13 protein-coding genes and 1 tRNA gene are annotated in these 21,286 nt (G+C 68.6%); 3 read left to right on the top strand and 11 right to left on the bottom strand.

Going from position 1 to position 21,286, the window contains the following annotated elements:
• Nucleotides 1-12 precede the first annotated feature (12 nt).
• The 7 genes from JQX08_RS11655 to fdnG all read right to left on the bottom strand — a co-directional run bounded on the left by JQX08_RS11655 (nt 13) and on the right by fdnG (nt 9,368).
• Nucleotides 13-108, bottom strand: a tRNA-Sec gene (locus JQX08_RS11655).
• 36 nt (nt 109-144) lie between these two features.
• Nucleotides 145-2,085, bottom strand: coding sequence for a selenocysteine-specific translation elongation factor (gene selB, locus JQX08_RS11650; protein WP_205348544.1), 1,941 nt, complete (start codon nt 2,083-2,085; stop codon nt 145-147).
• Nucleotides 2,082-3,488 carry an L-seryl-tRNA(Sec) selenium transferase gene (selA, locus tag JQX08_RS11645; protein WP_205348543.1) on the bottom strand — a complete coding sequence of 469 codons (1,407 nt, stop codon included), beginning with the start codon at nt 3,486-3,488 and terminating at the stop codon, nt 2,082-2,084. The genes selB and selA overlap by 4 nt, the downstream gene beginning before the upstream one ends.
• A 158-nt stretch (nt 3,489-3,646) precedes the next feature.
• Entirely contained in the window at nt 3,647-4,576 is a 930-nt protein-coding gene (gene fdhE, locus JQX08_RS11640; protein ID WP_205348542.1) for a formate dehydrogenase accessory protein FdhE, read from the bottom strand.
• A gap of 97 nt (nt 4,577-4,673) precedes the next feature.
• A complete protein-coding gene (locus JQX08_RS11635) occupies nt 4,674-5,300 on the bottom strand; it encodes a formate dehydrogenase subunit gamma (RefSeq protein WP_205348541.1) in 627 nt (208 codons plus the stop codon).
• A gap of 40 nt (nt 5,301-5,340) precedes the next feature.
• Nucleotides 5,341-6,282: a formate dehydrogenase subunit beta gene (fdxH, locus tag JQX08_RS11630; RefSeq protein WP_205348540.1), complete on the bottom strand. Its 942-nt coding sequence runs from the start codon at nt 6,280-6,282 to the stop codon at nt 5,341-5,343.
• An 11-nt stretch (nt 6,283-6,293) separates the two neighbouring features.
• The gene (fdnG, locus tag JQX08_RS11625) at nt 6,294-9,368 is read right to left on the bottom strand and encodes a formate dehydrogenase-N subunit alpha (RefSeq protein ID WP_205348539.1); all 3,075 of its coding nucleotides are present in this window, start codon (nt 9,366-9,368) and stop codon (nt 6,294-6,296) included.
• Nucleotides 9,369-9,625: 257 nt separating this feature from the next.
• Here fdnG and JQX08_RS11620 point away from each other — a divergent pair, with 257 nt between their 5' ends.
• The gene (locus JQX08_RS11620) at nt 9,626-10,873 is read left to right on the top strand and encodes a DUF1835 domain-containing protein (protein WP_430472532.1); all 1,248 of its coding nucleotides are present in this window, start codon (nt 9,626-9,628) and stop codon (nt 10,871-10,873) included.
• A 61-nt stretch (nt 10,874-10,934) separates the two neighbouring features.
• A complete protein-coding gene (locus JQX08_RS11615) occupies nt 10,935-11,384 on the top strand; it encodes a DMT family transporter (RefSeq protein ID WP_205348537.1) in 450 nt (149 codons plus the stop codon).
• A gap of 76 nt (nt 11,385-11,460) precedes the next feature.
• Here JQX08_RS11615 and JQX08_RS11610 read toward each other — a convergent pair whose 3' ends face one another.
• From JQX08_RS11610 to JQX08_RS11600, 3 genes are all read right to left on the bottom strand, one after another.
• The gene (locus JQX08_RS11610; protein WP_205348536.1) at nt 11,461-13,152 is read right to left on the bottom strand and encodes a carboxylesterase/lipase family protein; all 1,692 of its coding nucleotides are present in this window, start codon (nt 13,150-13,152) and stop codon (nt 11,461-11,463) included.
• A 503-nt stretch (nt 13,153-13,655) separates the two neighbouring features.
• A complete protein-coding gene (locus JQX08_RS11605) occupies nt 13,656-15,353 on the bottom strand; it encodes a carboxylesterase/lipase family protein (RefSeq protein ID WP_205348535.1) in 1,698 nt (565 codons plus the stop codon).
• A gap of 258 nt (nt 15,354-15,611) precedes the next feature.
• Nucleotides 15,612-17,543 (bottom strand): methyl-accepting chemotaxis protein, encoded by a 1,932-nt coding sequence (locus tag JQX08_RS11600; RefSeq protein ID WP_205348534.1) that lies wholly within the window; start codon nt 17,541-17,543, stop codon nt 15,612-15,614.
• Nucleotides 17,544-17,785: 242 nt separating this feature from the next.
• Between JQX08_RS11600 and JQX08_RS11595 the strand changes: the two genes are divergently transcribed.
• Entirely contained in the window at nt 17,786-18,916 is a 1,131-nt protein-coding gene (locus JQX08_RS11595; RefSeq protein WP_205348533.1) for a GGDEF domain-containing protein, read from the top strand.
• A gap of 12 nt (nt 18,917-18,928) precedes the next feature.
• On the opposite strand, the gene pbpC is transcribed toward JQX08_RS11595, so the two are convergent.
• Nucleotides 18,929-21,283 (bottom strand): peptidoglycan glycosyltransferase PbpC, encoded by a 2,355-nt coding sequence (pbpC, locus tag JQX08_RS11590; RefSeq protein ID WP_430472522.1) that lies wholly within the window; start codon nt 21,281-21,283, stop codon nt 18,929-18,931.
• Nucleotides 21,284-21,286 lie beyond the last annotated feature (3 nt).

The following is a 21,286-nucleotide window of genomic DNA, read 5'->3' as shown; positions in this document are numbered from 1 at the left end:
CGGGCGAGAGAATGGCGGAAGGCAGTGGGAGTCGAACCCACCCAGGAACGGCTGCCGTCCCCCACCGGGTTTGAAGCCCGGCCACGCCACCGGGCGTGATTACCTTCCATGTGTTCGGTGCGTCCAGCCGGCGGGCTGGCGTTGCTAAACGTTGTGCGGCGGGCCCTCGTTCCCGTTGGCGGTGGTCACGGCGAGGGCGGAGTCGCTGCGGGTTTTGCGCTCGTTGCCGTGTCGGCGAGTAAAGCCGATGCGGTCGAAGTATTCGAGTATCTGGATGGCGCGCTTGCGGCCGATGGCCACGCGGTCGCGGAACGCTGCGGCGCTGAGCAGGCCGTGTTCGTGCTCCAGTTGCAGGACCTGGGCGGCCAGCTGGCGGATGGTCGCTTCCGGGTAGAACAGGTCCTTGACCACCTGATGCAGCAGGCCCAGGCGCGCCAGCTTGCGCAGCAGCAGACGCACATCGGCGTCGCTCTGCTGCAGCGCGCTGGCCAGCTCCCGCACCCAGGGCGGGTCGAAGCCGCCGGCTACGAGCAGTGGCCAGAGGCGCTGGTGCAGCGCTTCGTCGGCGGCGCTGAGCTGCACGCGGTGCTCGGGCAGGTGCAGCCAGGGGCCGCTGCTCTGGATGCGGCCGTCGCCGAGCAGGCTGTCCAGCAGGGCGATGAACACCGGTCGCTCGAGGCGTGCCAGCGCATAGCGGCGCAAGCGGTCGCGGTCCGGGCCGAGTTCGTCGGGCTGCTCGGCATGGAAGCGCGCCAAGGCCTCGAGCAGTTCGCCCTGCAGGGCGATCCAGCGCGTGGTGGCGAACAAGCGCGGGCCCTGGCGGGTGCTCGCGGTGCACACCGCGACCGGCAGCTGCCAGGTGCCGACGGCGCGGTTGAACTGGCGCTCCAGCACTGCCGGGTCGAGGCCGTTGTCGGCGCGCTCGAGGAGCACCGGCAATGCGGCTTCCAGGCTGGCCGTGCGCAACGCGTCGAGCTGCGCCAGGCGCGCCGGACTGCGCCGCTCGCGCGCCGGGGCGAAGGGATCAAGCAGCCGGCCGCCGCCGAGCGTGCGCTGCGCCGACTGGTCGCGCAGCACCAGGCGGTCGCCATGCACCGCATGCACCGGGGCGTTGAGCAGCAACTGGGCCAGGCCGTGCTCGCCGGGCGCCAGCCGCTCGCTGTCGAGCAGTGCGACGCGCGCGGTGACGTCCTGGGCGCCGAGGTGTACGTGCACCGGCGTCCAGTGCGCCAGTGCGCGCGCTTCGCTGGCTAGCACGCGCAGTTCGATATCGATCCGCGTGGCCGGCGCGTGCAGCACCGGCGCCAGCAGCCAGTCGCCGCGCTGGATGCGTTCCAGCGCCTGCTTGTCGCCAGCGACGTTGACGGCGACCCGCTGACCGGCGCCGGCTTGTTCGACGCTGAGGCTCTGCGCGCGCAGATCGCGCACCCGCACGCGCAGGCCGGCGGGGCTGAGCAGCAGTTCATCACCGATTCGCACCTGGCCGGCGAAGGCGGTGCCGGTGGCCACCCGGCCGGCGCCGTCGACGTTGAATACGCGGTCAACCGCCAGGCGGAAGTGCCCGGCGGCGCGCCGCTCGCCGGCCACCGCAGCGTCCGCCGCCAGGGTCAGGCGCAGCAGGTCGATGCCGCTGCCGGTGATGCTCGACACCGGATGGATCGGCGCGCCGGCAAAGGGCCCGCCGGCCAGCAGACTGCCGATCTGCTCGCGCACTTCGGCGACGCGCGCGGCGTCGACCCGGTCGGTCTTGGTCAGCACCACGCGCGCGCGGGGAATCCCCAGCAGTTCGACGATCGCCAGGTGCTCGCGGGTCTGCGGCATCACTCCGTCGTCGGCGGCGACCACCAGCAGCATCAGGTCGATGCCGCTGGCCCCGGCGAGCATGTTGTGGATGAAGCGCTCGTGGCCGGGCAGGTCGATGAAGCCGGTCAGCGACCCGTCGCCGAGGTCGGCGTACAGGTAGCCGAGGTCGATGGTGATGCCGCGCGCGCGCTCGGCCGGGCGGCGGTCGCCCTCGATGCCGGTGAGGGCGCGCAGCAGCGCGGTCTTGCCGTGGTCGATGTGCCCCGCCGTGCCGACGATCAAACCGCCGCCTCCGCCAGCTGCGCCAGTTGCGCGCGGAACGCCGGCTCGTCGTCGAGCTGGCGCAGGTCGAGCCACAGCGCGTCGTCGTCGAGGCGACCGAGTACCGGAATCGGCAGGCTGCGCAGGCGCTCCTCCAGCTCACGCAAGGCGCGGCCGCGCAGGCGTTTGGGTTGCTGCGGGCGTAGGCACAGCGCGGCGCTGGGCAGGCGCGCCACCGGCTGCGCGCCGCTGCCGATCATGCCCAGCGCCGCTTCGACGCTGACCTGCCAGCCCGCGCCCAGCGGCGCCGCGACTGCGGTGAGGAGGCCCTCGGCCTGCGCGCGGATGTCGGCCGCCGGACGACAGAGCAGGCGCAGGGTAGTCAAGCGCTCGGCCAGGCGATCGGGGTCACGGTACAGCTGCAGCACCGCTTCCAGCGCGGCGAGGGTCAGCTTGTCGACGCGCAGGGCGCGCTTGAGCGGGTTTTTCTTGATCTTCGCGATCAGCTCCCGGCGGCCGAGGATCAGCCCGGCCTGCGGGCCGCCGAGCAGCTTGTCGCCGCTGAAGGTGACCAGGTCGGCGCCGTCGGCCAGCGCCTCCTGCACGGTCGGCTCCTTGGGCAGGCCCCAGCGGGTCAGGTCGACCAGCGTGCCGCTGCCGAGGTCTTCGAGCAGCGGCAGGCCGTGGGCGTGGGCGATCGCGGCGAGGTCGCGGGTGGCGACGCTGGCGGTGAAGCCCTGCACGCTGTAGTTGCTGGTGTGCACGCGCATCAGCAGGCCCGAACGCGGACCGATCACCGCCTCGTAATCCTTGGCGTGGGTGCGGTTGGTGGTGCCGACCTCGACCAGCTTGACCCCGGCGCGGGCCATGATGTCGGGGATGCGGAACGCGCCGCCGATCTCGATCAACTCGCCACGCGAGATGATGCCTTCCTTGCGCGCGCCCAGGCTGTTCAGCGCCAGCAGCACGGCGGCGGCGTTGTTGTTGACCACGGTGACCGCCTCGGCGCCGGTCAGCTCGCGGATCAGTCCGGTGATCAGGTCGTCCCGGTCGCCGCGCGTGCCGCTGCCCAGGTCAAATTCGAGGTTCAGCGGGTAGCGCGCCGCCAACGTGATCGCCTCGATTGCTTCGTCCGGCAGCAGGGCGCGGCCGAGGTTGGTGTGCAGCACCGTGCCGGTCAGGTTGAAGACCCGCCGCACGCGGCTGGCGTGGTGGGCGGCGAGGCGTTCGCCGGCGCGCCCGGCGAGCACCGCCTCGCTCAGTTCGATGGCGGCAAGCTGGCCGTGGCGGGCCGGTTCACGCAGCTCGTCGAGCAAATCACGCAGGGTTTTCAGCAGGGCGTCGCGGCCGTAGCGCTGCTGCAGGGGTGTACAGGCGGGGCTGCGCAGCAGGCGGTCGATGGAGGGCAGGCGAACGGCGGTCATGCACGAGCCTCGAGACGATTTACCTTCACCAGTGTAGGCAAATCGGGGCAGAGGGCTATTTCGCAGAGGGTGGATTGGTAGGAGCAAATTCATTCGCGAAGGGGAAACCACTCCCGTTGCGGTTCATCGCGAATGAATTCGCTCCCACAAGTGCTGATCTATTCCGCGCCAGGGGCCAGCAGCAGGTTCGGCGCGCGGCGCAGCCAGCCCTCCTCGGCCAGGCGCAGGTCGAGCGCCAGGCTGGCCAGGTCGTCGGCCAGCGGTTCGGCGTCTTCGGCGAACTCCCGGTAGAACTGCTTGAGATAGCCCTGGCAACCCGGACACACCTCGGCGCGCAACGGCGCCTGCTCGGCGCTGCGGTCGTCGCGCTGCAGCGACACGTAGCCGAGGTGCTTGCTCTCCTGGCAGTGGCTGCATTTGACCCGCACGAAGTGCCACTGGCAGGCGCACAGCGAGCAGGCCAGGTAGCGCAGGCCGCTCTGCTTGCCGCGATGGTGGATGATCCCGGCCACCGGCGGCGAACCACAGGCCGGGCACAGCGTGCGCGCCTCGCTCTCCAGCAGCTGCCCGGCCGGCAGGGCCAGCAGCGCGCGGGTGAAGGCCACCTGCAGGGTCGCGCCGAGGAACGGCAGCAGCGCCGCCGGCAGCAGGTCGAACTGGCCGCTGAGCAGGGCAATCGCCCAGACCTTGCGTTGATCGACGTCAGCGCGGCGCAGCTGTGTCAGTGCGGCGGCCACCGCCGGGCTGGCGGTGGGTGCGAGGGCATCGAGCAGCGGCTCGAGCAGCGCCTGCCAGGCAGGCGTGCGGACCAGGCCGTCGTAGGCCAGCGGCGGCATGCCGTGCGCCTGGCTGCGCTGCAACGCCGCGGCATCCGGCAGCAGCCGTGCCGGCGCAGCGTCGAACAGCTGCTGCTGGGCGTCGCACAGCTGGGCCATCAGGCTCAGGTAGTCGCCGAGCGGATGGCCGACCGCCAAGGCGCGCAGGCGCGCGGCGCGGCGGCTGAACAGGTCGCCGGGGGGCAGCACGACAAAAGGCGGCGTGCTGGCCGCCGCTTCGATCTGGCCTGGTTCGAGAATCTTGGCTGGCACGCAGGAGTCCTTCTGTCGTGAAACGAAAGCGCCTTCCCTCACCCTAGCCCTGGCTGCGCGCCCCGCTCCGGAGGGAGAGGGAATTTCCACTGCGCGCCTAGGGCTCGCGACCCTTGCCGACGTCCTTCAGCCAGCCGTTGTGATGCTTGCGCGCCCAGGCGCGGCTGACCCAGCCGGTGAGCATCGCGGCCATCGAGCCCTTGACCCAGAAGCCGGCGTAGATGTGCACGAGAATGCTGCAGATCAGCACGAAGGCGGCGAAGGCATGCAGCAGCGAGGCGAGACGGATCAGCTCGATACCGAACCAGTGGCTGAAGTACTGGCGCCACATGATCAGCCCGGTGATCAGCAGCGTCAGCAGGCAGAGGATCAGGGTCCAGAACAGCAGCTTCTGCCCGGCGTTGTAGCGGCCGACTTCCGGCAGGTTGTCCTCGCGGTTGTTGACCACGTCGCGCCACTGCTTGAGCCACTGCATGTCGCGGCGGTCGATCAGGTTGTGGTGGGCGAAGCGCACCACCAGGAACAGGAAGAACAGGAACATCGCCAGGCCGAGGAACGGGTGCAGGATGCGCGTCCACGGGCCGCCGCCGAACAGGTGGCTGAGCCAGAACAGCGCCGGGTGGAACAGCGCCAGCCCGGACAGCCCGGCGAGCATGAAACAGATCGCCACCAGCCAGTGATTGGTGCGCTCGTTGGCGGTGTAGCGCTGGATGTCTTTGTTCATCGCTCAGTTCCTCTTGCGCGGCGGACGCCATCGACACCACTCACGAGCGCGGTGCCCGCGGGTCATAGCTGTGCACCGCCGGATCGACCTGATGCACGCTCTGCTCCACCAGCTGGCGCTCCGGCACCGGCTCGTCCTCCTCGACCACGTTGCGGCCGACGCGGATGTAGTGGAAGAAACCGAACAACGCGACCACGCCCATGCCCAGCAGGCCGAGCGGCTTGGTCACGCCCTTCCACAGCGACACCAGCGGGCTGATGTGCGGGTCGTCCGGCAGGCCGGCGTACAGCGACGGCTGGTCGGCGTGGTGCAGCACGTACATCACGTGGGTGCCGCCGACGCCTTGCGGGTCGTACAGGCCGGCGTGCTCGAAGCCGCGCGACTTGAGGTCGACGATGCGTTCGGCGGCGTGCTCCTTCATGTCCTCCTTGGTGCCGAAGACGATCGCCCCGGTCGGGCAGGTCTTCACGCAGGCCGGCTCCATGCCCACCGACACGCGGTCGGAGCACAGCGTGCACTTGTAGGCCTTGTGGTCCTTCTGCGAGATGCGCGGGATGTTGAACGGGCAGCCGGTGATGCAGTAGCCGCAGCCGATGCAGTGGTCCTGGTTGAAGTCGACGATGCCGTTGGCGTACTTCACGATCGCCCCCGGACTCGGGCAGGCGGCCAGGCAGCCGGGCTCGGCGCAGTGCATGCAGCCGTCCTTGCGGATCAGCCACTCGAGCTTGCCGACCTCGCTTTCGTGCTCGGTGAAGCGCATCAGCGTCCACGACTGCGCGCTGAGATCAGCCGGGCTGTCGTAGGTGCCGTGGTTCTGGCCGACCTCGTCGCGCAGCTCGTTCCATTCCGAGCAGGCCACCTGGCAGGCCTTGCAGCCGATGCACTTGGACACGTCGATCAGCTTGGCCACTTCGTCGACCTGGCGCACCGAGGACACCGGGGTGGTGGTGGCGGAGCGGGCAATGATGTCTTGGGATGCCATGGCTCAACTCCTCAGGCCTTTTCCACGTTGACCAGGAACGACTTGAACTCCGGTGTCTGCGTGTTGCCGTCGCCGACGAAGGGGGTCAGGGTGTTGGTCAGGTAGCCGTTGCGGGCCACACCGGAGAAGCCCCAGTGCAGCGGGATGCCAACCTGGTGCACGGTCTTGCCGTCGACCTGCAGCGGGCGGATGCGCTTGGTCACCACCGCCACCGCCTTGATGAAGCCGCGGTTGGAGGAGACCTTGACCTTGTCCCCGGCGGCGATGCCGAGCTCCTTGGCCAGCACCTCGCCGATCTCGACGAACTGCTCCGGCTGGGTGATCGCGTTGAGCCGGCAGTGCTTGGTCCAGAAGTGGAAGTGCTCGGTGAGCCGGTAGGTGGTCGCCGCGTAGGGGAACTCGGCGGCGGTGCCGAACAGCTCCATGTCGTTCTTGAACACCCGCGCCGCCGGATTGCTGGTGGCCTTGGGATTGCCGCGATGCAGCGGGTTGATACCGATCGGCGTCTCGAACGGCTCGTAGTGCTCGGGGAACGGCCCCTCGGCCATCTTGTCGACGGCGAAGAAGCGCGCCACGCCCTCGGGGTTCATGATGAACGGGTTCATCCCCGCTTCCGGCGGCACGTCGGCCTTGTAGTCGGGCACGTCGGTGCCGGCCCAGGCCTTGCCGTTCCACCACACCAGGCGTTTCTTCACCGGGTCCCAGGGCTTGCCGGACGGGTCGGCCGAGGCGCGGTTGTAGAGAATCCGCCGGTTCGCCGGCCAGGCCCAGGCCCAGCCGAGCGTCTGGCCCATGGCGTGCGGGTCGGCGTTGTCGCGCCGCGCCATCTGGTTGCCGAGCTGGGTCCAGCTGCCGCAGAAGATCCAGCAACCGCTCGCCGTGCTGCCGTCGTCGCGCAGCTGGGCGAAGCCGGCCAACTGCTCGCCGGCCTTGGCCAGCACCACGCCGGTGGCCGGGTCGCTGACATCGGCCAGGGCCTTGCCGTTGTACTCCCTGGCCAGCTCGTCCGGGCCCGGCTCATGGGGCGTCAGGTACGGCCAGTCGAGGCCGAGGATCGGCTCGGGGAACTTGCCGCCGTCCTTCGCGTACATGGCGCGCACGCGCAGGAACAACCCGGCCATCACCGAGATGTCGGTGCGCGCCTGGCCGGGCGGCTCGGCGCCCTTCCAGTGCCACTGCAGCCAGCGCCCGCTGTTGACGATCGAGCCGTCTTCCTCGGCGAAGCAGCTGATCGGCAGGCGGAACACGGTGGTCTGGATGTTCGCCGTGTCGACTTCGTTGTAGTCGTCGGCGTGCCGCCAGAACTCCGAGGTCTCGGTGGCCAGCGGGTCCATCACCACCATCCATTTCAGCTTGGCCAGCGCGGCGCTGACCTTGGCCTTGTTGGGGAACGAGGCGAGCGGGTTGAAGCCCTGGCAGAAGTAGCCGTTGACCCTGCCCTGGTACATCAGGTCGAAGTAGCGCAGCACGTCGTAGCCGGGCACATCGAGCTTGGGCAGCCAGTCGTAGCACCAGTTGTTCTCGGCGGTGGCGCTCTTGCCGAACCAGCTCTTCATCAGGCTGACGTGGAACTTGCCGTAGTTCTGCCAGTAGGACAGCTGTCCCGGGCGCAGCGGCTTGCTGGCGCGCTTGGCAATGTAGGCCGGGTAGTCCTGCTCGGCGTCCATCGGCAGGCTCAGGTAGCCGGGCAGCGAGTTGGACAGCAGGCCGAGGTCGGTCAGGCCCTGGATGTTGGAGTGGCCGCGCAGGGCGTTCATGCCGCCGCCGGGCATGCCGATGTTGCCGAGCAGCAACTGCACCATGGCGCCGGTGCGGATCATCTGCGAACCCACCGAGTGCTGGGTCCAGCCGAGTGCGTACATGATGGTCATGACCTTGTCCGGTCGCGAGGTCTCGGCGATCTCCGCCCAGACCTTTAGCATCATGTCCTTCGGCGTGCCGCAGATGCTGCTGACCAGGTCCGCGGTGTAGCGGCTGTAGTGCTGCTTCATCAGGTTGAACACGCAGCGCGGGTGGCTGAGCGTCGGGTCGACCTGGGCGAAACCGTCCGCACCCAGTTCGTAGTTCCACGCCGACTTGTCCGGGTAGCTGCGCTTCTCGGCGTCGTAGCCGTTGAACAGGCCGTCGTCGAAGCCGAAGCCTTCCTTCACGATGAACGACACGTCGGTGTAATTGCGCACGTAGTCGTGCTGGATCTTGTCGTTTTCCAGCAGGTAGTTGATCAGCCCGCCGAGGAAGGCGATGTCGGTGCCGGTGCGGATCGGTGCGTAGTAGTCCGCCACCGAGGCGGACCGGGTGAAGCGCGGATCGACCACGATCAGCCGCGCCTGGTTGTGCGCCTTGGCTTCGGTGACCCACTTGAACCCGCAGGGGTGCGCTTCGGCGGCGTTGCCGCCCATGATCAGCACCAGATCGGCATTCTTGATGTCGGTCCAGTGATTGGTCATGGCACCGCGGCCAAACGTCGGGGCAAGACTTGCCACCGTCGGGCCGTGTCAGACACGCGCTTGGTTATCGAATCCCAGGATGCCGAAGGAACGCATCACCTTGTGGGTGATGTAACCCGCTTCGTTGGACGAGGCCGACGCCGCGAGGAAACCGGTGCTCAGCCAACGGTTGACCGTCAGCCCGGAGTCGTTCTTCTCGATGAAGTTGGCGTCGCGATCGTCCTTGACCAGCTTGGCGATGCGATCCAGCGCGTCGTCCCACTCGATGCGCTTCCACTCCGCCGAGCCGGACTCGCGCACTTCGGGATACTTGAGGCGGTTCGGGCTGTGCACGAAGTCGAGCAGACCGGCACCTTTCGGGCACAGCGTGCCGCGGTTCACCGGGTGGTCGGCGTCGCCTTCGATGTGGATGATGTTCTGTGCCACGTTCTTCGCGGCATCACCCTGGCTGTACATGATCAGGCCGCAGCCGACCGAGCAGTACGGACAGGTGTTGCGCGTTTCGATGGTGCGCGCGAGCTTGAAATGGCGGACCTGGTCGGCGTACGCCGCGGGTGGGGCGACACCCAGGGCCACCAGGCTCGATCCTCCAAGGCCTACACCGCAGACCTTGAAGAATTGCCGACGGTTCATATCCATCGTGCGTCTCCTGATCAGGCAGAGTCTCGATACATAGCCGAGACCTTGAATCAGTAAAGATAGTTCAGCAGCGGTGCGGCGCCAGGCGCGCCGCGCTTGGCCGCGGCCTAGAGCCTCGGCTATAGTCGGACACGGCGTTCGCCACGCCACCCGTCCGCGGAAAGGGCTGCGCCCAGGCTGCATTTGCCGATTTCGTCATACGACTCCCGGCCTCCCAGCGGACCAGGCCAGCACAAGGGGTTCGTATGTCCACTTCCATCCGCTTCGCCGCGGCCTGCACCGACGGCCGCATCAATCTCGAGCAACAACGCAAACGCGCCAAGGAACTGCTGCGCCGGCTCAAGGCCGACGACGCGGCCGCCTGGGCGCTGCTGCACGGGCAGCGCCTCAAAGCCACGCCGGCCAGCGTGCAGCTGGCCGATGCGCAATGCCTGATCGCCCGCGAGCTGGGCTTCGCCAGCTGGCCGAAACTCAAAGCACACCTCGACGCCATCGCCTTCGCCGCGCGCCAGCCGAGCTTCATCGCCGACGACGAACCCGGCACCCTGCACCTGCGCTGCGGCAACGACATCGAGCACAGCCTGCGCCTGGCCGGCTTCCAGGGCGAATTCGAGACCTTCATCGACCCGCTGTCCATGGGCCCGGTGCGCGACCTGCCGCTGAGTGACTACCTGGCGCTGCGCGCCGACTTCATCGCCCACAGCTTCGCCCTCAGCAGCGCCGAGGTGCTGGCGCGCTCGCAACGCGAGTACGCCCTGTTCGCGCGCCTCAGCGGCTGCCGCCGGGTGGTGCTGTGGTGCGAGGCGGATGCCTACGACCAGCTGTTCTTGATCCGCGTGCTAGCCGGTCTGGCGCAGCCGCCGCAACGCCTGGAGCTGATCGAGATCGACCAGGTGCCGGGCATCGAGCGCTTTATCGGCATCGGCCAGTTGGCGCCGGACCTGCTCGCCTGGTTATGGCCGCAGCGCCGCGCGCTCGGCGACGACGCGCTGGCACTGGCCCGCCAGGCCTGGGCGGCCTACAGCAGTGCCGACCCGCGCGCCTGGGCCGAGCTGGCGCGCGGCGCCACGCCGGCGCTGCCGTTGCTTGGGCCGGCGCTGCAGCGCCAGCTGCAAGAGCTGCCGGGCCTGCACGACGGCCTGTCGCTGACCGAGCGCCTCAGCCTGCGCATCGTCGAGCGCCTCGACGGCGCGCCCTTCGGCCAGGTGTTCGCCGAGCTGATGAGCCGCGACGAGCCGCTGCCGTATCTCGGCGACCTGATGTTCCACGCCCTGCTACGCCCGTTGATCGACGCGCCCACCCCGCTGCTGCACGAGGAACAGGCCGAGCTGCCCTGGCCGCAACGGCCGCTGCGCCTCACCGAGCTGGGGCGCCAGGTGCTGGCCGGCGAACGCTACTGGCTGGATTGCACGGCGCCGGAACGCTGGGTCGGCGGCGTGCGCTTGCGCGCCGGTGAACCACACTGGGCACTGGATGCTGAGTTGCGCCCGAGCTGGCGCCGCTGACCCTCACCGCGCGCCCGGGTACACGGCATACTGGGCGCCTTTTTTTGCCAGGAGACTGCCCATGTCCGCCCCCGTCTGGTGGTTACTCGCCCTGCCCCTCATCGCCGGCGCCTGCCTGCCGCTGCAAGCGGGGATCAACGGTCAGTTGGCCAAGCATGTCTCCAGCGTGCTGGCCGCCGGGCTGATCTCCTTCGGCGTCGGCACCCTGGCGTTGTTGCTGGTGGTGTTGGTGCAGCGGGAAATGCCGGCGTTCGGCGTGTTGCGCGGGGTCAGCTGGTGGCAATGGTGCGGCGGCTTTCTCGGCGTGTTCTTCATCGTCACCGCCGCCTTCGCCGGGCCGCGGGTCGGCGCGCTGCTGTTCATGGCGCTGGTGATCGCCGGTCAGCTGGGCATGGCGCTGCTGCTCGATCACTTCGGCTGGGCCGGTTTCCGCGAGGCGCCGATCAGCGTCGGCAAGGTGCTCGGTCTGCTGGCGATCATCGCCGGCATCTGGCTGATCCGCCGCGGCTAAGCCGCTCCGCCAGCCAGGACAGCCACATTCGAGGACAAGAAAAAGGAGTCCGCAGACTCCTTTTTCCTTGCAATGACTACAGCACCACTGGCAGGAACGGCGTGACGGTGTCCCACAGCGCGCAGTTGTGGGCCTTGTTGAAGTCGCTCACCAGCACGCTCGAATAGAACATCTTGGTGTCGTTCGGCTTGAGCTGCAGCAGGCCACCGCGCTCCAGGCCGAACAGGTTGCCGTTGGAGTCGAACGGCTTCCAGGTGGGCAGCGACGAACCGTTGGGATTGCCGCTCTTCATGAAGTTGGTCCAGTAGCTGACCATCTGCCCGGACAGCGCGAGCTGGCTGGCATTCAGGGTGACGTAGGCGCCGATCGGCGACTGGCGATTGAAGATGTACGGCAATTCGTCGGTATGCCCGGCACCGAGAATGTCCGGGGTGGCGCCCAAGGCTTCGGCACCGAAACCGGACGGCGACTGCGGGTCGTTGAACTCGTAGCCATACACGCTGGCGCGGCGCTCCAGGCCCTTGCGCAGGTTGCCGGCGGCACAGGCAAAGGTGGAGTCGGTGAGCAGCGCGGTACCCGCTGCGGCCGGCGTGCCATAGGCCAGAACCGGATACAGGCCGCGCACCGCCACCCAGGAAACGCTCGGTGCCATGTTCTGCAGCACCTGGTTGTATTCATCGCTGGTCAGCGGATGCCCGGTGACGAACTGCGCCACGGCGAACAGCGGCTGCGCCTCGTTGCGGTTGGTACCGATCAGCACCGGCACTGCCTGAGAGTTGCCACGCTGGATACTGGTAGCAGGGTTGGCGGGCAGCACCACACCGTCGACCACCGGCGCAAACGGGATCATCGTGCTGGTGCTCATCTGCAGCGCACTCCAGTTCATCCGGCTTTGCGCGGCGACCTCCGCCACACTCTTGCCGCGCAGGCAGGCCAACTGGCTGGCTCCGGCGGCGCAGCCCAACCGGTCGGCGAACGCATCACCCTTTTGCACCGCATCGGCCAAAGTCGCGACGACCCCGCCCTCGCCCATGAACACGGGGCTCTGGGCGATCACACCTTTGAACAGGCCGGCGGATTTGGGCATGGTCAGGTGCATCAGCGCGCTCATGGCCCCCGCCGATTCGCCGGCGATGGTGACATTGGCCGGATTGCCGCCGAATGCCTGGATGTTGTTCTTCGCCCACTGCATGGCGAGGTTCTGATCCAGCAGGCCGTAGTTGCCGGTCGACAGGTCGCTGGCTTCGTTGCGCAGGCTGTTCAGGGCTAGGAAGCCGAAGGCGCCCAGGCGATAGTTGATCGACACCACGATGACGTTCTTCTTCACCAACTCGGTGGCGTCGAAGGTGCGGCCCGAACCTTCCATGAAGGCGCCGCCGTGAATCCAGAACATCACCGGCAGATTGGACGACGGCGTGGCGCCGGCCGGGGTGGTGACGTGCACCACCAGGCAGTCTTCCTCACCTTTGTCGGCACTGATTTCCGAGCCACCCTGCGCGCAATACTTGCCCTCGCCGACCGCCTGCAGCACACCCTGCCACGGCGTCGCTGGCTGCGGCGCCTTCCAGCGCAGGTCGCCGACCGGGGCTTTGGCGTAGGGAATGTTGCGGTAGACATTGGTGCCGTTAAGCGAAGCACCTTCGATCACGCCGTTAGCGGTCTGGACTTGCGGACCCGCCTGAGCGGCGCCCATTGCGGTGTACATCAACAGCCCTGCGCAGAGGGCCGGCAGCCGATGCCGGCTGGGGAAAGCGAGCAGTGGTTTCATAGCGCGTCACCTTATTGTTGTTATCTGACCCGATCCGTTCGCGAACGGGCCGTTGCGTCGCGGACTACCCGGAAACGCCTCGGTCCCGATGCGACGCGCCATTAACGAATTGCGTGCAAAGCGGATCAATCATCCCTCGGGGTGATGGGGGGTGAGTCGGCGCGCACGCCGACGACTGCGCATTTCCTAGCAAATCCGCCGCTATAACCCGGAATAGGCACCTCGTGAGGGGTGAGGCGCGCTGGGCGGCGCAGTGGGCGGAGCGACAACGATTCACCCGTATGGGCGGCGCAGAAAGCCCGGCAGATGACGAGCGGCACTCGTCTGCAGGGCAGGAGTGGCGGGGATTAACGCAGACTCTGCCGGTCGGCCGGACACGATGACTGGCGTCGGCGCTTGCCGCGCGGTGCATGGGGACGGCGGGAGTAATGACTACTCGTAAGATCTGCAGCCTGATAGCGGCGAGAAACCATCAGGGGCCCGCAGGCCCCTGGTGGTTGGGTTTACAGCAGGATGGAAGCGAACGGCAGCACGGTGTCCCACAGGGCGCAGTGGTGCTCCTGCTCGAAGTCCTTCAGCAACACGCTGGAGTAGACCATCTTGGTGTCGCCCGGCCTCAGGCGCATAAGCCCCTGGCGCTCCAGGCCGAGCAGGTTGCCGTTGGCGTCGAACGGTTTCCAGGTCGGCAGGCCGGAGCCGTTCGGGTTGCTGGTTTTCATGAAGTTGGTCCAGTAGCCGAGCATGCGGCTGGACATCTCGGTCTGGCTGGCGTTCAGGCTGACCGTGTTGCCCACCGCGGTGCGCCGGTTGAACAGGAACGGCAGCTCGTCGGTATGTCCGGCACCGAGCACGTCCGGGGTGGTAGTCGGCCCGAGCAGGTCGGCGCCGAAGCCCGACGGCGAGTTCGGATCGGCGAACTCATAGCCGTACACCGGGCTGTTCCGGTACATGCGCTTGCGCAGGTTGTTGGCCGCGCAGGAGAAGGCCGAATCGGACAGCAGCGCCGAACCGGCCGCCGCCGGTGTGCCGTAGGCGATCACCGGATACAGCGCGCGCACCGCGACCCAGGACACCGAGGGCGCCGAGTTCTGCAGGAACTGGTTGTACTCGTCGCTGGTCAGTCGGTGGCCGGTGACGAACTGGGCTACGGCGAACAGCGGCTTGGCTTCGTCGCGCGTGGTGCCGATCAGCAGCGGCACCTTCTGGTAGTTGCCGCGGATCAGGTTGGTGGTCGGATTGGCCGGCAGCACCACGCCATCCACCACCGGGGCGAACGGCAGCAGGGTTTGGGTGCTGATCGACAGCGCGCTCCACTTCATCAGGCTGGCGTTCTGCAGGTCGCCGACATTTTTGCCGCGCAAGCACGCCAGCTGCCCGGCACCGGCTGGACAGCCCAGCAGCGCCGCAGTCGCACTGCCCTTGCCGATGGCCGTTTTCAGGTCGGTGATCGGCCCGCCCTCGCCCATGAACACCGGGCTCTGGGCGATCGCCCGCTGGAACAGCCCGGCCGACGGCGGCATGGTCATGTGCATCAGCACGCTCATGGCGCCCGCCGACTGGCCGGCCAGGGTCACGTTGCGCGGATCGCCACCGAAGGCGGCGATGTTCTGCTGCACCCATTTCATCGCCAGTTGCTGGTCCAGCAACCCGTAGTTGCCGACCGAGCGATCGCTGGCCTCGTTGCGCAGGGCCTCGAGGGCGAGGAAGCCGAAAATGCCCACGCGGTAGTTGATCGACACCACCACGGTGTTGCGCGCGACCAGTTGTGTCGCGTCGTACTGTCGACCGGAACCTTCCATGAACGCACCGCCATGGATCCACAGCATCACCGGCAGCTTGGCGCCGGGCGTGGCGTTCGGTGGGGTGGTCACGTGCAGGACCAGGCAGTCCTCTTCACCGATGTTATGGGTGACTTCCGAGCCGCCCTGCGCACAGAGCTTGGCGTCGCCGACCGCCTGCAGCACGCCGCTCCAGGGCTGGGCCGGCTGCGGTGCGCGCCAGCGCAGATTGCCCACCGGCGCCTGGGCGTAGGGGATGTTGCGGAACAGCCGGGTGTTGTTGACGACGGCGCCTTCGACGACGCCGTTGGCAGTCTGGACCTGAGGTCCGGCCTCGGCGCTGCCCAACGTGGTGCCGAGCAGGAGGCCAGTGAGCGCGGTGGTCAGCCAGCGCGAACGCCGGCAAGCAAGCAGGTTGTGCATGAGGTCACCCATTGTTTTTGTAGTGGTGAGTGGCAAAGGCCACAGACACAGCCAATGGGACCGCATGCTCCAGGCCGTGGGGCGCCAGTAGGGCGGCGCGCGCCAGGGCTGTCGATGCCACGGACGGGTAGCCGGCAGAGCGCCACCAGCCCGCCGCAAAAACCACGAAGCCGACGCAATCCCCCGTGCTAAACGCGGAACTGCGACGGCTTCGGCGGCCCGCACCAGGCGGACCGGCTACCTGTCAGGGTGGCTGTGTTACAGGCGGAAGCTACCCATCTGCCGAGTCAGGTCGTCGGCCAGCGCGCGCAAAGTCTGGCAGTCCGTGCGGCAACGCTCGGTGTCGGCGGAGGTGGCGTGCGCCAGGTCGGCGATGCCCTGCACGTTGCGGTTGATCTCCTCGGTCACCGAGGACTGCTCCTCGGTGGCGGTGGCGACCTGGGTGTTCATATCGCTGATGCGCTCGACCTGCTCGGTGATCGCGCTAAGCGACACACCGGTGCGCTGGGTGGCTTCGACACCGGTGCCGGTGGCGGCCTGCCCGGCCTGCATGGAATGCACCGCGCTGTCGGCGCCGCTCTTCAGGCGCTCGATCATCTGCTGGATTTCGCCGGTCGAGGCCTGGGTACGGCTGGCCAGGGTGCGCACCTCGTCGGCGACCACCGCGAAGCCGCGGCCCAGCTCGCCGGCGCGCGCCGCCTCGATGGCGGCGTTGAGGGCGAGCAGGTTGGTCTGCTCGGAGATGCCGCGAATCACCGACAACACCTGGTCGATCGACGCCACTTCATGGGCCAGTTCGCCGACCGCCGCCGAAGCGTGGCCGATCTCGCCGGACATCTTTTCGATGTGCGCGATGGAGCTACCGACCACCTGCCGGGCCTGGAGCGCCTCGCTGCGCGCGTTGTGCGACGCCTGCGCGGCGTCGCTGGCGTTGCGCGCGATCTCCTGCACGGTGAGGCCCATTTCGTGCACCGCGGTGGCGACCATGTCGGTCATTTCGCGCTGGCGGCCGGCGCGCCCGGCGGTGTTCTCCACCACTTCGGCGACCTGGCCGACCGAGCCGCGCAGGCGTTGACTGGTGGCCAGCACTTCGCCGATCAGGCTGCGCTGGCTTTCCAGGAAACGGTTGAAGCCGCGCGCCAGATCGCCCAGCTCGTCGGCCCGCGATTCGTCGAGACGGCGAGTCAGGTCGCCGCCACCGCCGCCGATCTCCACCAGCGCCGCGGTGACCTGCTGCAACGGCCGCACCAGACCGCGCGCCAGCAGCGCCACCAGGCCAAGCACCAGCAGCGCCACGGCCAGGCCGATCAGGCTGCTGCTGAGCATGGCCTGGCGCGCCTCGGCGTAGATTTCCGCCTCCGGCACTTCGCTGACCAGGCGCCAGCCGAGGCTCTTCAGTTCGCGCGACACCACCAGGTAGGTCTCGCCGTCGCGCTGGAAGCGCAGCGCCTTGCCGTTGCCGCCGAGTAGCTCGCGGGCCACGTCGGCGCCGAGCAGGTCGCCGAGGCTGCGGCTGTTGTTCAGCTCGGCCTGCGGATGGATCTTCACCTGGCCGGCGTCGTCGACCAGGTAGATGCGCCCGCGCTCGCCGAAGTGGAAGTTGCGCACCAGTTCCGACATCGCCTGCATGCCGAAGCCGAGGCCGGCCACGCCAAGGTTCTTGCCGTCCTGGCGAATGCGTACGTTGATGAACAGGCTCGGCACGTTGTTCGACTTGTCGATGTCGATCGCCAGCTGCCGCTCCTGGCCGCTGTCGAGGAAGCCATAGAACCAGGCATCGCTGGCCTTGCCGCGCTGCAGCGTGCGATCGAGCTTCTGGTCGGTGTAGTAGTTGCCACTGCCCGCCGAGACGATGAAGGTGGTCAGCGCCTGATGCTGGCTGCGCAACACGCCAAGGTAGCGCTGGAAATCGGGCTGGCGCGCCGGGTCTTCGCCGCCGGCCAGCCAATCACCGACCAGGCTGTTGCCGGCGATGTCCGCCGCCGCAGTGAGCGGTGCGGCGAGGATGCGCTCGAGGTCGTTGCCGATCGCCTCGACGCTGGCCGGCAGCGCGTTGTCGACCAGCGCCCGCTCGGCCAGACGGTTGACCACCCAGCCGTACACGCCGATGACGATAAGGATGCTGACCAGCAGGGCAGCACCCATGCTGAGGGTGAGTTGCCACTGGATACTGCGTTGCCAGATTCGCATGGTCCACCTGAGGAAGAGGAAGGAGTTGTATACAAGGTTGCGCACCTCACCCACCCGTGCGCCTTGCTGCTATATCGACCGGCGCGGCAGCGAACTTAAGGTTGTGTATACAAAATCATGCTTAGTCGGGATGAGCGGTCACGGAGGTTGATAACCGTTCGTAGGCGGCAGTGGAAATCGGCCAGCCGTGTGGGCATAGTGGCGCTATGCTGCCATCAGCCAATCTGTGATCACAAAAAAACATGACCACCGAGTCGCGCCTGCATCACCCGGATTACTTTCCCCTCTGGCGGGAGTCGCAGGACACCCTGATTCGCACCCGCCTGGGCGGCTTCTACTACCTGCTCGCCTGGCTGCTGACCTGGGGTTTTTCCAGCACGCCGCTGGCCATCCTGCCGCTCGGTATCGGCGCCACGCTGTTCTTCACGCTGATGCTGATCGCCCGCCGCAGCCACCGCCTCGGCGCCCAGGAAACCACCGCCGACCTGCAGCGCTGGATCGACCGGCACTGGGGGCTGATCCTGCTCACCGCGCTGGGCTGGGGCCTGGCCCATGCCTGGGCGTTGTACCGCCCGGAATTCGCGCCGTCGCGGCTGATCGCCACGCTCAGCACCATCGCCTTCAGCACCGCCATGGCGTTCAGCTTCTCGATGCGCAAGCTGCGCTGCACGACGGCCATCCTGCTGCTCTACGTGCCCGGCCTGCTGGTGCTGGCGCTCGATCACCAGCAGCAACAGGCGGAGCTGGTGACCCTCGCGCTGTACTTCAGCTACCTGCTGCTGGCGCTCAACCGCAGCCACCAGGAGTACCACACCACCATCGCCCTGGAACAGGAACTGGTCGAGCAGCGCGAGCGCTACGACCAGCTCAGCCGCACCGATAGCCTGACCCAGCTGGGCAACCGCCATCAGTTCAACAACCTGTTCCCGACCCTGGTGGCGGTCGCCCGGCGCCAGCACACGCCGCTGTCGCTGGTGCTGATCGACATCGACTTCTTCAAGCGCATCAATGACGAGTTCGGCCACTCCAGTGGCGACCTCTGCCTGCAGGCGTTCGCCGAGCGCATGCGCGAAGTGTTCCGCCGCGACAGCGATGCGCTGCTGCGCCTCGGCGGTGAGGAGTTCGGCGTGCTGATGCCCGACACCCTGCCCAACCAGGCGCGGGTGCTCGCCGAGCGCTTCCGCAGCGAACTGCTGGCCAGCGGTTTCAGCCTCAACGAGCGCAACCTGCCGCTGACCGCCAGCCTCGGCGTCGGCAGCTTCGACCCGCAGCGCGACGACAGCCCCGAAGCGTTCTTCAAACGGGTCGACAACGCGCTGTATCAGGCCAAGGCCGAAGGCCGCGACCGCATCGTCCTCGCCGACTTCGCCTGAGCGGCAACCCACTCAGTCGCCGACGCGGAACTCGACGCGCGCCGTGGCGCCGCTCTGGTCGAGCAGGCTGAGCTGGTAGCGCCCCAGCATTTCGAGGGTGCGCGTCAGGCTCTCGCCCGGCAGCGTCTCGCCGACCGGCACGCCATTGAGAAACCACCAACGCCGCCCGCTGCCGCCCAGCGCCGAAAGCTGCAGGCGCAGCGGCTCGGCACTCGACGCCGGGCGGCGTAGCTGGTCGCCGGGACGGATGCCGACAATCGACAGCGGCGCCGGCAGCGGTTCCTGGCGCGCCGGGCAGGTGGCATCGAGCGCCGGCAGTCGCGCGGCACGCCGCTCGCGACGCGGCAGCCACGGCTCCAGCGCCGCCGGCCAAAACACCAGCTGCTGCAAGCGCGCGCCCGCGCAGGTCGGATCGACGCGGCGTCCGGCGGCGCTGAGCCAGAGGTTCTGCTGCAGGCCCAAGCCGAGCGGCTGATCGGCGCCCTGCAGGGTCGGCGGCGTGGTGCCATCGAGGGTCCAGGCGAAGCGCTGCCGCCGGCAGTTGGGATCGTCCTTGGCCAGCGGCTGGCCGAGCGGCCAGCAGATCGCCGCCACGCCGACGCCGGCGGGCGCCGGGTCCTGCGGCTGCGCGAAGCCGCGCTGGGCATCGCGGTTGACCAGCAGGTCGTGCACCTGCAGCAGCAACGGCGCCGCCGAGGCCAGGCCGAACTGCCCCGGCACCGGCGTGCCGTCGGGCCGCCCGAGCCACACGCCGATCAGGAAGCGCGGCCCGACGCCGATTGCCCAGGCGTCGCGAAAGCCGTAGCTGGTGCCGGTCTTCCAGGCCAGCGCCGGGCGCGGGCTGAGTTGCGCGCGCGGGTCGCGGTCCGGGCGCGCCTGGCCGCTGAGGATGCGCCGCACGATCCACGCTGCACCGGGCGACAGCAGGCGCCGCTCCTGCAGGGTGTCCTGCGCCTGCAGGCGCGGATGGGCGGTCTTGCCGGCGCGGGCGAAGGCGCTGTAGCCGCCGACCAGGTCTTCCAGGCGACTGCCGGCGCCACCCAGGATCAAGGCCAGATTCGGCTCGGCGAGTGGCGGCAGGCTCAGCGGCACACCGGCGCTGCGCAGTTCGCCGGCGAAGCGCTTAGGCCCGTAGGCCTCGAGCAACTGCACGGCCGGCAGGTTGAGCGAGGTGGCCAGCGCCTCGCTGGCCGACACCGCGCCGCTGAAGCCACTGGAGAAGTTGCCCGGCCGGTAGTCGCCGTAGCTGCGCGGCACGTCCTGCAGCAGCGACTCGGAATGGATCAAGCCGCCGTCCAGGGCCAGCCCGTAGAGAAACGGTTTGAGCGTCGAGCCCGGCGAGCGCAGCGCCTGGACCATGTCGACATGGCCGAAGCGCCGTGCGTCGCCGAGGTCCACCGAGCCGAGGTAGGCGCGCACCGCCATGTTCTGCGCCTCGACCACCAGGATCGCCGCCGAGGTGGAGGCCGGCAGGCGCGCGCGCCAGCCGAGCAGCAGGTCCTCGAGGCGACGCTGCAGCGGGGCGTCGATCAGCGTGCGGATCAGCGGCGGGCTGCCCGGCCGGTTCAGGCGCCGCGCCAGCAACGGCGCCAGCCGCGGCTCCTGGCGCGGGGCGAGCAGCACCGGCTCCTGCAACGCCTCGTCGACCGCCGGCTGCGGCCACACGCCGAAGGCGGCGAGGCGCTTGAGCACCTTGTCGCGCGCCGCCTGGGCGCGTTCCGGATGGCGGTCCGGACGTAACCGACTGGGGCCCTGCGGCAGCACCGCGAGCAGCGCCGCCTCGCTGCGGGTCAGCTGGCTGGGCGGCTTGCCGAGGTAGGCCCAGCTGGCCGCCGCGACGCCCTGCAGGGTGCCGCCGAACGGCGCGCGGTTGAGGTACAGGGCGAGGATCTGCTCCTTGGACAGGTGCCACTCCAGCTGCGCGGTGCGCCACAGCTGCTTGAGCTTGCCAGGCAGGCTGCGCGCGTGCGGATCGAGCAAGCGCGCCACCTGCATCGACAGGGTGCTGCCGCCGGACAGCACGCGGCCACCGCTGAGGTTCTGCCAGGTAGCGCGCGCCAGGGCCAGCGGGTTGACCCCGGGATGGCGGTAGAACCAGCGATCCTCGTAGGTCAGTAGCGCCTCCAGGTAGTACGGCGAGACCTCGTCGGCGGTCACCGGGTAGCGCCACACGCCGTCGCTGTCGGCGAAGCGCCACAGCGGCGTGCCGTCCTCGGCGAGCACCACGCGGGCCAGGTCATCGGCCGGCAACGGCAGCGGGAACAACCGGTCGCCGGCCCACAGCAGGCCGAGCAACAGCAACGGTGCGGCCAGCCAGGGCCGGCGCAGGTGGCGGCCCAGCGCGCGCATCCCTGCGCGGAGCTGCATCGC

Origin of the sequence: Zestomonas insulae, assembly GCF_016901015.1 — a bacterium.
GTDB classification, from domain to species: domain Bacteria; phylum Pseudomonadota; class Gammaproteobacteria; order Pseudomonadales; family Pseudomonadaceae; genus Aquipseudomonas; species Aquipseudomonas insulae.
The sequence above is the reverse complement of the archived record's forward strand: the minus strand, read 5'-3'. Positions and strand labels throughout refer to the sequence as shown.

What these genes read in the sequence shown, in the direction of transcription:
- selA (WP_205348543.1), bottom strand. Translation starts at nt 3,488, where the DNA reads ATGACCGCCGTTCGCCTGCCCTCCATCGACCGCCTGCTGCGCAGCCCC.
- JQX08_RS11635 (WP_205348541.1), bottom strand. Translation starts at nt 5,300, where the DNA reads ATGAACAAAGACATCCAGCGCTACACCGCCAACGAGCGCACCAATCAC.
- fdxH (WP_205348540.1), bottom strand. Translation starts at nt 6,282, where the DNA reads ATGGCATCCCAAGACATCATTGCCCGCTCCGCCACCACCACCCCGGTG.
- JQX08_RS11615 (WP_205348537.1), top strand. Translation starts at nt 10,935, where the DNA reads ATGTCCGCCCCCGTCTGGTGGTTACTCGCCCTGCCCCTCATCGCCGGC.
- JQX08_RS11610 (WP_205348536.1), bottom strand. Translation starts at nt 13,152, where the DNA reads ATGAAACCACTGCTCGCTTTCCCCAGCCGGCATCGGCTGCCGGCCCTC.
- JQX08_RS11605 (WP_205348535.1), bottom strand. Translation starts at nt 15,353, where the DNA reads ATGCACAACCTGCTTGCTTGCCGGCGTTCGCGCTGGCTGACCACCGCG.
- JQX08_RS11600 (WP_205348534.1), bottom strand. Translation starts at nt 17,543, where the DNA reads ATGCGAATCTGGCAACGCAGTATCCAGTGGCAACTCACCCTCAGCATG.
- JQX08_RS11595 (WP_205348533.1), top strand. Translation starts at nt 17,786, where the DNA reads ATGACCACCGAGTCGCGCCTGCATCACCCGGATTACTTTCCCCTCTGG.
- pbpC (WP_430472522.1), bottom strand. Translation starts at nt 21,283, where the DNA reads ATGCAGCTCCGCGCAGGGATGCGCGCGCTGGGCCGCCACCTGCGCCGG.